This window comes from Vibrio qingdaonensis (assembly GCF_026191675.1).
Taxonomy (GTDB): Bacteria; Pseudomonadota; Gammaproteobacteria; order Enterobacterales; family Vibrionaceae; genus Vibrio; species Vibrio qingdaonensis.
On sequence record NZ_JAKRRY010000010.1, the window covers coordinates 103671 to 115667 of the forward strand.

General features: G+C 46.1%; 12 protein-coding genes and 3 tRNA genes. 6 read left to right on the forward strand and 9 right to left on the reverse strand.

From position 1 onward, the window contains the following. Positions 1–22: 22 nt before the first annotated feature. Positions 23–589, forward strand: a complete 567-nt coding sequence (efp, locus tag MD535_RS09880; RefSeq protein WP_250618675.1) for an elongation factor P — start codon at positions 23–25, stop codon at positions 587–589. An 83-nt stretch (positions 590–672) separates the two neighbouring features. On the opposite strand, the gene MD535_RS09885 is transcribed toward efp, so the two are convergent. From MD535_RS09885 to frdA, 5 genes are all read right to left on the reverse strand, one after another. Further along, on the reverse strand, positions 673–1368 hold the full coding sequence (locus MD535_RS09885) for a VV20781 family protein (protein WP_265674878.1): 696 nt from the start codon (positions 1366–1368) through the stop codon (positions 673–675). 152 nt (positions 1369–1520) lie between these two features. After that, entirely contained in the window at positions 1521–1883 is a 363-nt protein-coding gene (gene frdD / locus MD535_RS09890) for a fumarate reductase subunit FrdD (RefSeq protein WP_265674879.1), read from the reverse strand. Between the two features lie 10 nt (positions 1884–1893). After that, complete coding sequence (gene frdC / locus MD535_RS09895; RefSeq protein ID WP_250618672.1) at positions 1894–2277, reverse strand: fumarate reductase subunit FrdC; 384 nt, start codon at positions 2275–2277, stop codon at positions 1894–1896. 2 nt (positions 2278–2279) lie between these two features. After that, on the reverse strand, positions 2280–3038 hold the full coding sequence (locus MD535_RS09900) for a succinate dehydrogenase/fumarate reductase iron-sulfur subunit (RefSeq protein WP_250618671.1): 759 nt from the start codon (positions 3036–3038) through the stop codon (positions 2280–2282). Then, entirely contained in the window at positions 3038–4855 is a 1818-nt protein-coding gene (frdA, locus tag MD535_RS09905) for a fumarate reductase (quinol) flavoprotein subunit (protein WP_265674880.1), read from the reverse strand. Before frdA ends, MD535_RS09900 begins: the two co-directional genes overlap by 1 nt. A 248-nt stretch (positions 4856–5103) precedes the next feature. Here frdA and epmA point away from each other — a divergent pair, with 248 nt between their 5' ends. Beyond that, positions 5104–6075, forward strand: a complete 972-nt coding sequence (gene epmA, locus MD535_RS09910) for an elongation factor P--(R)-beta-lysine ligase (protein ID WP_265674904.1) — start codon at positions 5104–5106, stop codon at positions 6073–6075. 25 nt (positions 6076–6100) lie between these two features. On the opposite strand, the gene MD535_RS09915 is transcribed toward epmA, so the two are convergent. The 4 genes from MD535_RS09915 to rsgA all read right to left on the reverse strand — a co-directional run bounded on the left by MD535_RS09915 (position 6101) and on the right by rsgA (position 10854). Beyond that, entirely contained in the window at positions 6101–6994 is an 894-nt protein-coding gene (locus tag MD535_RS09915) for a DMT family transporter (protein ID WP_265674881.1), read from the reverse strand. 134 nt (positions 6995–7128) lie between these two features. Next, a complete protein-coding gene (locus tag MD535_RS09920) occupies positions 7129–8544 on the reverse strand; it encodes an SLC13 family permease (RefSeq protein WP_265674882.1) in 1416 nt (471 codons plus the stop codon). Between the two features lie 226 nt (positions 8545–8770). After that, positions 8771–9643 carry an archaetidylserine decarboxylase gene (gene asd / locus MD535_RS09925; protein ID WP_265674883.1) on the reverse strand — a complete coding sequence of 291 codons (873 nt, stop codon included), beginning with the start codon at positions 9641–9643 and terminating at the stop codon, positions 8771–8773. A 152-nt stretch (positions 9644–9795) separates the two neighbouring features. Next, on the reverse strand, positions 9796–10854 hold the full coding sequence (gene rsgA, locus MD535_RS09930; RefSeq protein WP_265674884.1) for a small ribosomal subunit biogenesis GTPase RsgA: 1059 nt from the start codon (positions 10852–10854) through the stop codon (positions 9796–9798). Between the two features lie 97 nt (positions 10855–10951). Between rsgA and orn the strand changes: the two genes are divergently transcribed. The 4 genes from orn to MD535_RS09950 all read left to right on the forward strand — a co-directional run bounded on the left by orn (position 10952) and on the right by MD535_RS09950 (position 11991). After that, entirely contained in the window at positions 10952–11497 is a 546-nt protein-coding gene (orn, locus tag MD535_RS09935; protein WP_265674885.1) for an oligoribonuclease, read from the forward strand. Positions 11498–11674: 177 nt separating this feature from the next. Further along, positions 11675–11750, forward strand: a tRNA-Gly gene (locus MD535_RS09940). Positions 11751–11808: 58 nt separating this feature from the next. Beyond that, positions 11809–11885: transfer RNA gene (locus MD535_RS09945), tRNA-Met, on the forward strand. A 30-nt stretch (positions 11886–11915) separates the two neighbouring features. Then, positions 11916–11991 (forward strand) — tRNA-Gly (locus MD535_RS09950). The last annotated feature ends 6 nt before the right edge of the window (positions 11992–11997 follow it).

Below are 11997 nucleotides of genomic sequence, written 5' to 3' on the forward strand. Positions count from 1 at the left end.
CGAAGAATACTAAGAGGATACAATGGCTACTGTTAGCACTAATGAATTTAAAGGCGGTTTGAAATTAATGCTGGATAACGAGCCTTGCGTGATTCTAGAAAATGAATACGTGAAGCCAGGTAAAGGTCAAGCATTTAACCGTGTTAAAATTCGTAAACTACTGTCTGGTAAGGTGTTAGAGAAAACATTTAAGTCAGGCGAGAGCTTTGAAGTCGCTGACGTCATGGATATCGATCTAGATTACCTATACTCAGACGGTGAATTCTACCACTTTATGAACAATGAAACATTCGAACAAATCGCTGCAGACGTAAAAGCGGTGGGTGACAATGCGAAATGGTTGGTAGAAAACAACCCTTGTATGATTACACTTTGGAACGGCACGCCGATTTCTGTTACGCCAGCTAACTTTGTTGAGCTAGAAGTAACAGAAACCGATCCTGGTCTAAAAGGTGATACACAAGGTACAGGCGGTAAGCCTGCGACATTAACAACGGGTGCCGTTGTACGTGTTCCGCTATTTATTCAAATCGGTGAAGTGGTAAAAGTTGACACTCGTACTGCAGAATATGTAGGCCGTGTTAAGTAATATTGCTTTCGAGATTAAAAAGGTCGCTTAGGCGACCTTTTTTTATGTTTGAAATCCAGTTTATGTTTAAGACATAGAGGGCGTTATTCCTGCGGACGCCAACTTAATGCACTGGCAACCGTACCGAGCGCAAGGGTATTCATTTCTGTATTGGGTAAGTTGGCCAGTGTTTGAAGTGTTATCGCACCATTGGTTTGCGCGGCAGCAATCTCTTGGCTGCCTCTGCTAAAGCTATAGCCAAGCGGATTATCGACACTCATCAGTAGACCTTCACCTTCGTGAATCGACTCAACGTTAAAGTGGGTACTGCCGAGTCGAATGAAGCCGATTTCTTTCTTCGCCGTTGATAGGCTGATCGCTTCAGACTTTCTTGCCATCTCATACTCACCAATCGCTTGACCCGCTTCACTGATCTGACAAATGTACGGCCCGTTACCACCAAACGAAAAGCTGCCGAGATCGACGCTGGTGCCACCGCCACTACAAACAAGTGTCCAAGTTTCCCCGCTGTCAGTGCGAGTGATTTCTGCAACCATGTCCCCTTCTTTACTATTAATGGTATTAAACCAAGAACTCGTGGACGCACTACGTGAGTATTTTCCGTGATAGAGACCCGCTATATCAAATGAACCTTCGGGACCGAATCCCCAAAATGTGCCATCGGTTTTTAGTGTGAGCTCTGGTTGTGCAGAAACCGCGTCTGATTTTTTCATATCAACGGTGCTACCACACCCAAAAAGAGCACTGGAAATAACCAGTGCGCAAATAGACTTTTTCATTGTTACATCTCTTTTTTATTATAAATCGGCGCGGATTGTATAGGGGGAGGAAATGAAGGAATGTAAGAGATTGTCTGAATGGATGATGGCTCACACACTGGTAGATAATAAAAAGGGTAGCGAATTCGCTACCCTTTTCGGCATTTTGAACGTTAAATCATAAAGATAAAGATCACTGCTAATGCACTAATAAGACCTGCAAAGAAATAGCACGCAATTTTGCCTGCCACACCAGCGTGAATTTTTAGATCATGCATACCATGGTGAAGGCGGTGCATCGCATGCCACATTGGTAAGGCTAATGTGGCGATGACAAAGAGTGCACCGATAAAGCTAGTGGCAAAGCCTGCAACTCGCTCATAGCTTAATGCTTGCGCGTCGATGATGCCCATTGGCACAAGAATGCCAAGGACAAGAATAGTAACAGGAGTAATCATGGCAAACCATGAGCCGCCTGCACCAAATAGTCCCCACCATACGGGCTCGTCTGAACGTTTAGGGTTTTGGTTAATCACAGTGGTCTCCTTAGACGATAATCAGCACAATGAGAGAAATTGCTGCAACGGCCGCCCATTGCGCCAGCACGATGGTTTTCTTTTCTACCGCTTTGCCTTTTAGTTTAATCGGCATAACTTGCGGCATCATGCTAAAAAAGGTTTGAGCGTGGAATAAGCTGCCTGCGAGCGCAACAATGTTGATGGCAATCACAATTGGATTGGCCATAAATGCTAACCAACCTTGCCAAGCCTCTGGTCCCTTAACGAGTGCGCCTAAGCCAAAGGTTAGGAAAATCGTAAATAGAATCAGTGGCAATACCGTGGCTTCACGCAACATGTAGAAACGGTAGAAAGGATGATTTTTCCACCAAGTGCGTTTTATTTCGCGAACATAAGGTTTTCTATTGCTCATGGTTATGCCTCCACATTCTTTGGTGAGCCATCAGGCTTGAGCATGGCAATAACAAAGTCTTTTGAAGATTCAATTTTACCTTGGTTTACCGCCGCCGCTGGGTCGACATTTTTAGGGCAAACATCTGAGCAATAGCCAACAAAGGTACAACCCCATGCGCCATTTTCGCCGTTGATGAGTGCCATACGTTCGCTCTTGCCATTGTCACGGCTGTCGAGGTTATAGCGATGTGCCAGAGTCAGGGCGGCAGGGCCAATAAACTCAGGGTTTAAACCAAACTGTGGGCAAGCTGCGTAGCAAAGTCCACAGTTAATACAGCCAGCAAATTGCTTATATTTCGCCATTTGTTCTGGTGTTTGCAGGTTTGCACCATCTTCAGGGGTACGGTCGTTACCAATGATATAAGGTTTAATCGCTTCTAAGCGCTCAATAAAGGGCGTCATATCGACAATTAAGTCTTTCTCGATTGGAAAATTGGCGAGCGGCTCGATTTTCACGCCACCGGTGTAGTCTCGTAAGAAGCTTTTACACGCTAACTTAGGGACACCATTGACCATGATGCCACAAGAACCACAAATCGCCATGCGACAAGACCAACGGTAGGAGAGGTCTTTATCTAGGTTATCTTTGATGTAACCAATAGCATCAAGAACTGACATGGTTTCATCAAACGGGACATCAAACATTTGCATGCGAGGCTCAGAGTCTTTCTCCGGGTCGTAACGCATGATTTCTACTTTCTGAATGCGATTTGCGGACATTATGCTTGCTCCTCTGCATTGTTTTCTTGAGCGGCTTTTGCTTCTGCAGCGGCAGCTTTCTCTGCAGCTTCACCGTAAAGACGGGCTTTAGGTTGGGATTTGGTGATTTTTACATCGCTGTAATCGATGCTTGGTGCGTTGTCTTCTTGGAAGAAAGCGAGAGAGTGTTTTAGGAATTTTTCATCATCACGCTCTGTGCAGCCATCGTCTAAACGTTGGTGCGCACCACGGGATTCTTTACGCAGAATGGCGGAGTGCACCATGGCTTCAGCAACTTCAAGACCGTAACCCACTTCGATGGCGTACAGTAAGTCTGTGTTGAAGACTTTCCCTTTATCTTTAATACCAATGTTTTTATAACGTTGCTTAAGCTCAGCAATCTTTTCAAGTGTGGCTTGCATTAAGTCTTCTTGACGGTAAATACCACAACCCGCTTCCATGGTATGACCCATTTCTGTGCGGATGTCGGCCCAGTTTTCGTCGCCATTTTGGTTGAGTAGGGCGGCAATGCGCGCTTCAACGGCTTCCACTTGTTTCGCAATTGCTGCGTCATCCCAGCCTTTAAAGGTTTGTGCACGTTCAACCGCTTGTTCGCCGGCAACACGACCAAATACAACAAACTCAGCCAGTGAGTTGGAGCCTAGTCGGTTAGCGCCGTGAAGGCCAACAGATGCACATTCACCGACTGCGAATAGACCTTGTATACGCGTTTCACATTGACCATTGGTCTCGATACCACCCATGGTGTAATGGACGGTTGGTCTAATTGGGATTGGCTCTTTGGCTGGATCAACGTTGACGTAAGCTTTGGCAAGTTCACAGATAAACGGTAGACGTTCTTGTAAGTACTCTTCGCCAAGGTGACGCAAGTCTAGGTGAACCACATCACCCAGTGGGTGTTTGATGGTATTGCCTTTTTGCTGCTCATGCCAAAATGCTTGAGAAACTTTGTCACGAGGACCCAGTTCCATGTATTTGTTTTTCGGCTCGCCGACTGGTGTCTCTGGGCCCATGCCGTAATCTTGTAGGTAACGGTAGCCATTCTTGTTGACGATAATCCCCCCTTCACCACGACAACCTTCGGTCATCAGGATACCAGTGCCAGGAAGCCCTGTTGGGTGGTATTGCACGAATTCCATATCACGTAGTGGCACACCATGACGATACGCCATTGCCATACCATCGCCAGTCACAATGCCGCCGTTCGTGTTACAGTGATAAACACGACCAGCGCCACCCGTTGCGAGTACAACAGACTTCGCTTTAATGGTCACGAGTTCGCCTTCCGACATATGAATGGCGATCAGACCTTGCACTTCGCCTTCGACAACAAGAAGATCAACCACAAAGTACTCATCAAATCGTTTGATTTGGTCATACTTCATTGAGGTTTGGAATAGCGTATGCAGCATATGGAAGCCAGTTTTATCCGCAGCAAACCAGGTTCGTTCCACCTTCATGCCACCAAAACGACGAACATTGACCTCGCCATTTTCTTTACGGCTCCACGGGCAGCCCCATTGCTCCATTTGGATCATTTCTTTGGTTGCGCTTTTTACGAAATACTCAACAACATCCTGTTCACAAAGCCAGTCACCACCACCAACGGTATCGTTGAAGTGATTGTCTAGGCTATCTTCATCCTTGATTACAGCGGCAGAGCCACCCTCAGCCGCGACCGTGTGCGATCGCATCGGGTAAACTTTCGAGATAAGAGCAACTTCCATGTCAGGATTTGCTTCAGCGGCTGCAATAGCAGTTCGAAGACCAGCGCCACCAGCGCCGATGACTGCGATATCTGTGGTAATTGTCTTCACAGTTATCCTCCAGTGTGAGAGCGAGTTGAACTCGCGGTTGATAATTAGCGCTTAAATAAGCAGATAAAAACTAAGGGCTATAGTAGATAAGGCGCCGGGCAAAAAAATTGATTGAGTTAGGTTTTTTCATCGGAAATGCAAAGAGAGGCATAGTATTTATATGATGTGTGATTAACGTCACTTATAATTGTGGGGTATCTTTGAATTTGTACAATTATCAATAACTACAGCTAATGAGTTTGATTATGATTTACAACGACTGGCAACCTACAGCATCAATACCTTTGCTAAAAAAACGCGCAGAGATTATTCGCAATATACGTCAATTTTTCTTATCAAAAGGTGTCATGGAAGTGGACACGCCAGCCATGAGTCATGCCACGGTGACAGATGTACACCTGCAAACGTTTGATACCGAATTTGTTGGACCTGGTTACGCAGATGGTAGGCGCTTGTATTTCATGACGAGCCCTGAATTTCATATGAAACGATTGCTGGCGGCGGGGAGTGGCTGTATCTATCAGATAGCGAAGGCGTTTCGCAATGAAGAGAGCGGTCGTTACCACAATCCCGAGTTTACCATGTTGGAGTGGTACCGCGTTGGGTTTGATCATCACCAGCTAATGGATGAAATGGATGAACTATTGATGTTGGTATTAAAGGGAGAGAAAGCGGAGCGAATGACGTATCAACAAGCGTTTATTCAGGCACTGGCCGTCTGTCCGCTCACCGCTTCCATGTCAGAGCTTCGGGTTGCAGCTGGGACGTTAGGCTTGTCTGATATTGCAGACAGTGAAGAAGACCGAGATACCTTATTGCAACTGCTATTTAGTATGGGAGTGGAAACTAAAATTGGCTTGAACTCTCCTGCTTTTGTTTACGATTTTCCTGCTTCACAAGCGGCATTAGCAAAAGTTAACGCGAATGATCCTAGGGTGGCCGATCGCTTTGAGGTGTATTTTAAGGGCATCGAACTTGCCAATGGCTTCCATGAGCTCGATAACCCACAAGAGCAGCTTGCGCGTTTTGAACAAGACAATCAGAAGAGGGTTACAATGGGGTTACCTGTCCAGCCTATTGACCACCACCTGATTGCCGCTCTAGAGGCGGGGCTACCACCATGCGCAGGTGTGGCGTTGGGGATTGACCGGCTGATTATGCTGGCCATAGGCGCTGAACATATCGATCAAGTGACGGCTTTTCCATTTCCGATCGCGTAATTGTTTTCCGTTCCATGCTTAATCACTAACTGACGAGTATTCCTGTACCCGTGACGGCGAGTAACGCACCTAACCAAGCGTAGCGGTTAGGTCGTTGCTTGGTGTATAGCCATAGTAGTGGCAATACCATGATGGGGGTTGTCGAAGAAAGTAGCGCTACCATACCGACATTACCCGTTTGTAGGGCAAACAGGATGAGAGTCATACCCACTGCCATGGCAAGAAAGCCGTTTAGAGCGGTAATACCAAAGATGGGCAGGGTGATTGGGTTGATACTTTTTGCCAGTCTTGCCCCAGTTAGCCAAAATAAGCTATGGGCAATAAAGGCGGTAATCATACGAATCGCGGACGCAGCAATAGGGTCGATAGTAGTTTGCATCACGGGTTTGGCGATAATCCCCCCCAGCGCCTGACACAGTGCCGCGGTAATACCGAGTGCGACACCAATCCAAACCTTTCCTCGAATTTCCTCGAAGCGATTTGCTGATGGCTTGGCTTGCTTACGGCCAAAAAAGATCGCGGTTGCGACCCCTGAAAATACGAGTGCTGAGCCCATCAGCTCCATGGAATTCATGGTTTCAGAAAAAAGAAAGTAACCGAGTATGGCGGAAAAAACGGCGTGACAAGAGAAGAGTAACCCAGCCTGGCGTGGCCCCATTCGATTTAAGCAAGCAAATAGCGCGGTATCACCAATAAAGATCCCGATAAGCCCCGATAGCGCCATCGGGGTGATATGGGTGTAGGACACGCTTCCCCAGCCATTCGTAAGCAATGCCATGGTAGTGAGTATGCCGGCAGTACATCCCATTCTCCACCGGCTATAGGCAAAAGAGCCAAGGTGGCGTGCTGGTGTCACGGAAATAATGCTAGACACCGCCCACAAAAAGGCGGCAATAAGTGCAAACCACTCAAACCCCATGAGTTTCCCTATTCAATTAGAAATCCTATCGCTAAACAGGTTGTACTATGCGGCTTAGTAAAGCGCAATGAAATCCACCAGATAGAGTGGATTTCATTGCGACGTTGGTACTTGCTTAAGTGTGGCCTAGCGTACTAGGTTAGGATCCATGCGGCGGTATAGACAATGAGTAAACCAACCACGCCAAGGATCAGCCCCATCTTTGCCATGTCTTTGCTTTCAATCAGACCGGTAGAGTAGGCAAGAGAATTAGGAGGCGTGGAGACAGGAAGAATCATCCCTAACGACGCTGAAAATGCGACAACGACGAGCAGACCTTGTAAACCACCAATAGTGGCTAGGCTTTCCATCGAGGCACCAATAGCAGCAGCGATAGGCATCAGTAAGTTTGCTGTGGCAGTATTCGACATGAAATTAGCCATTAGCCAACAGACGACAGAAAGTGTTAGCACTACAGCCATTGGCGAAAGTGATTCATAGTCAATCGCGTGAGCAAGGGCGACGGCGAGCCCGGTTTTATCTAAGCCAATGCCAATCGCGATACCACCAGCAACGAGCCAAAGCACATCCCAGTTAATGAGCTTGAGCTCTTCTTTACCCATGATTCCCGTCAGCGTAAACACCGCAAGTGGAATGATGGAAACCACATAGGTATTCATGCCATGTAACTTAGTCGTCATCCAAAGCAAAATGGTGGTGGCGAAGGTGGCGTATACCACGATGGCTCGCCAGTTTTTTTGGAATGTCCCGTTTAGCTTTAGTACCATTTTGTCTTGTGAGGATGGGAAAAAGCGTTGTAACAAAAACCAAGCAATGGTCAGTTGAATGATGACAAAAGGCAGCCCCATCATCATCCATTGCAGGAAGTCGATGGTGTTTTCTCCTGTGAGGTATTGCAATGCTATTGCATTGGGCGGGGTTCCTATTGGTGTTGCTATCCCCCCCGTATTCGCCGCAATAGGAATGCATAACACTAACGCTTTGATGCCAATGTCGCCTTTGGGCGCAGAAGCAACAATAGGTCCAAGCAAGGCTAGCATCATCACTGTGGTGGCGGTATTGGACATAAACATCGAAAAAACTGCAGTGATTAACATTAACCCCAACATGATAAATTTCGGCTGTTGGCCAAAAGGCTTAAGTAAGACCCGGGCGAGGTTGTTGTCGAGTTCGTATTTAGACGCGGCAATCGCTAAGGCAAAACCACCCATAAATAAAATAATAATAGGCGATGAAAAAGCGCTAAAGATGTCGGTGTATTTCATCAACTCACCTAAGTCGTGGCCTGCTGGTGGCGTGCGAAATAGGTGCAATCCTTTATCTGAAATCATGACCAGTTCTAAGGCAATGATAAGAATTGAGGTGGCAAAAACAGGAACAGGCTCTAGCACCCAGAGTAGTGCAGCGAGTAAGAAAATAGCGAGTAGTCGATGTTGAATAAGCGTGAGATCGTCGATGGGAATGGCATCAATCGGCATCATTAACACACCAAGGGGAACCATAAAGCAGATCAGGAGCCGGATCAAAACCCCGTTATTTATCTTGGGCATAGGCAATATTATCTCAAATCAAAAATTCGTCTATTAAATAGATTAAAAGATAATCACCTTGGGGTCTTCGACTAAGGTTAGAGTTTTGAAATCATGGAGGATTTTTTGGTGAGATTATTGTTTTACGTCAACGATTAGAGCTAGATGAGGCGATTAAGATAGCCGAGATTGAAGCGATAAAAAACGGCGCAAATTTGCACCGTTTCTTTTCGCTAACGTAAGCAAACTAGCTGTCGTGACGTTCGGCCACATGAGCATAAGGTGTGCCCATAACGGTAGGGGTGGTGTTCGCCATTGTCTCATCAAAGCGGATGCGATTACGGGCAAACAAGTTAATGACCGTTGAGCCTAGCTTAAAGCGACCCATTTCTTCTCCCTTTTTCAATACAACAGACTTATTACCTTCAGCAGGGTAGTCCCAAGTATGAACGGAGCTGCCAGTTGGCGGTGTTACGGTACCAGCCCATATAAGTTCAATGCTGCCGACGATCGTTGCACCGACAAGAACCTGCGCCATTGGGCCGAATTCAGTATCAAAGATACATACCACTCGTTCGTTACGAGCAAACAGATTAGGCACATTCTCCGCGGTAAGCGGATTGACTGAAAATAGGTCGCCAGGGACATAAATCATTTGGCGTAATGTACCATCGCACGGCATGTGTACACGGTGGTAGTCGCGGGGAGAGAGATAAAGCGTTGCAAATTCGCCATCGGCAAACTCTTTAGCGAGGTCTTCACTTCCACCCAATAGCTCTTGTGCTGTGTAGTGATGGTTTTTAGCTTGGATTAGCTTACCATCTTCAATAGGACCAAATTGGCTCACACACGCATCTGCGGGGTGGGTGATGACAGACTCACCTTCTGCAATTGGTCGAGTACCTGGTTTGAGTTCACGAACGAAAAATTCGTTAAAAGTCTCGAAGTGAGCTGGATCTGAGTACAAAGCTTCATCTAAATTGACGTTATATTGTTTTACAAACCAACGAATGATAGCTGTCGTTAGACCACCAGCTTTTGCTGATGCTAGTTTACCGACTAAACGGGTTAAACCGTGTTTTGGTAGCCAATATTGAAGTCCAACTTTAATCTTATCCATTGCTTACTATTCCAACATTAATTGTGTATTTCGAATTCAGGGCGCGAGATATTAATGTAAATCTCACGAAATGTCAGTACTTAGTCCAATTCCAGTGCTGACGTTGTGCGTGACGGCAAACTCGCGGCATAAAGGCAAGCGTAGAGTTTTAATCAACCCAGATCCGCTTTCTTATTGCGCGAGTATTGTCGATTGGCTTTGTTCTCACCCATGCTCTCCAAAATTCGGTGATAGTTGTCAAAGCGGCCTTTATCGATGCTGCCGTTTTCAACCGCTTCACGAAGAATGCAGCCAGGATCATCTAAGTGTTTGCAATCTCTAAACTTACAACCACCTAGGTAAGGACGAAACTCGACAAAAGCTTCAGTGATTTCATGAGATTCTAAGTGCCAAAGTCCAAACTCACGAACCCCTGGAGAGTCGATAAGATCGCCCCCTGATGGGAAGTGGTAGAGTCGAGCGGCTGTCGTCGTATGCTGACCTAATCCTGAGTTTTCAGAAATGGCCCCCTCTTCAATTTCTAATTCGGGCATGAGAGCATTGACTAAGCTTGATTTGCCTACTCCAGATTGCCCAACAAAGATGTTCACTTTATCTTTGAGGTAGCTTTCCAGTTCTTGGATCCCTTCGCCGGTTTCTTTGCTGACAAAGGCAACGTCATAGCCAATACGCTTGTAAGCGTTTAAGGAGGCATAAATATCCGCTTTGTCTTCTTCTGAAATCAGGTCAACTTTGTTTAGAACCAATAGCGGAGCAATTTGCAACGTTTCCGATGCCACCAAGTAGCGATCGATGATGTTAAACGATAAATCCGGCGCAATGGCCGAAACAATCACCATTTGGTCAACGTTGGCTGCAACGGGCTTTAGGCCGTCGTAATAGTCTGGGCGTGTGAGTATTGAGCTGCGTGGCTCGACGGCCTCGACAACACCCGAAATACCATGCATAGATTCAATGCCTACACGCCATTTTACATGATCGCCAGAGACGAGAGACTCAATGCCACGTCGTAAATTACAACGGTGAACTTCTTGAGTTTCAAGATCTTCAATGTCGGCATGTTGACCAAAGCGAGTAATCACTAAACCTTGTTTGACCGCTCCTAGCATGGTTTCATCCCATTGAACGGTTTCTTCTTGTTTAAGTTTTTTGCTTTGGTTGCTGCGTACTCGACGCACTTGGCCTTTGGTTAGTTTTTTCTTTTTCGCCACGATATTTTATGATGCCAATGCATCAAACCATTTGGGTTACTGAAATTTATTTCGGTATAGTACCTCTTTTAGCGGAAAACAAATAGACGAGGGCGATATGTCTTTTAGCGAACAGAATTTAATCTGGGTTGATTTAGAGATGACAGGACTCGATCCTGAGCAACATAAAATTATCGAGATTGCGAGCATAGTGACAGACAGCCAGTTGAATATTCTTGCTGAAGGCCCTGTCATTGCTATCAATCAGTCTGAGGCTGAGTTAGCAAAAATGGATGACTGGTGCACCAACACTCATACTGCGAGTGGGCTTGTCGCCCGTGTGATGGAAAGCACGTATACGGAACAGCAGGCAATCGTAGAGACGGTAGCGTTTTTAGAGCAATGGGTACCAAAAGGGGTGTCGCCTATCTGTGGTAACAGTATTGGGCAAGATCGTCGCTTCTTATACAAGCACATGCCAGAGCTTGAAGCGTATTTCCACTATCGTTACATCGATGTGAGTACCTTAAAAGAACTGACTCGCCGTTGGAAGCCAGAGATTTTAGATGGCTTTAGTAAGCAAGGTACTCATCTCGCTCTTGATGATATTCGTGAGTCGATCGCTGAACTAAAATACTATCGTGAAACTATTTTCTCCATTTAGTCGAATCTATATTGGAATCATAGCGAGGCTGATTTGTTCTAGTTTCAAGAAAAATAAGGTGTTTTTGTGTGCTTTTTCATCAAACGGAAAAAAAATGAATGTTTTTTATCGATAGGACTTGCATCACAAAAAAATGCTCTTATAATTCGCAGCCCTGAACGACGAAACACGTTCAATGCGATACTAGCTCAGTTGGTAGAGCGCAACCTTGCCAAGGTTGAGGTCATCGGTTCGAACCCGATGTATCGCTCCACTTTCTCTTAGTAGAAAGTGACAGTTCTCACGGTACTTAACGGTGACTACAATTCGGACGCGGGATGGAGCAGTTTGGTAGCTCGTCGGGCTCATAACCCGAAGGTCGTTGGTTCAAATCCGGCTCCCGCAACCACATTTAATCAATAGCATTGGCTGTTGATATGCGATACTAGCTCAGTTGGTAGAGCGCAACCTTGCCAAGGTTGAGGTCATCGGTTCGAACCCGATGTATCGCTCCATTTTCT

Coding starts and splice junctions, on each gene's coding strand:
- MD535_RS09915 (WP_265674881.1), bottom strand. CDS start 6,994: ATGGGGTTTGAGTGGTTTGCACTTATTGCCGCCTTTTTGTGGGCGGTG.
- asd (WP_265674883.1), bottom strand. CDS start 9,643: ATGGATAAGATTAAAGTTGGACTTCAATATTGGCTACCAAAACACGGT.
- MD535_RS09920 (WP_265674882.1), bottom strand. CDS start 8,544: ATGCCCAAGATAAATAACGGGGTTTTGATCCGGCTCCTGATCTGCTTT.
- MD535_RS09885 (WP_265674878.1), bottom strand. CDS start 1,368: ATGAAAAAGTCTATTTGCGCACTGGTTATTTCCAGTGCTCTTTTTGGG.
- frdC (WP_250618672.1), bottom strand. CDS start 2,277: ATGAGCAATAGAAAACCTTATGTTCGCGAAATAAAACGCACTTGGTGG.
- orn (WP_265674885.1), top strand. CDS start 10,952: ATGTCTTTTAGCGAACAGAATTTAATCTGGGTTGATTTAGAGATGACA.
- efp (WP_250618675.1), top strand. CDS start 23: ATGGCTACTGTTAGCACTAATGAATTTAAAGGCGGTTTGAAATTAATG.
- MD535_RS09900 (WP_250618671.1), bottom strand. CDS start 3,038: ATGTCCGCAAATCGCATTCAGAAAGTAGAAATCATGCGTTACGACCCG.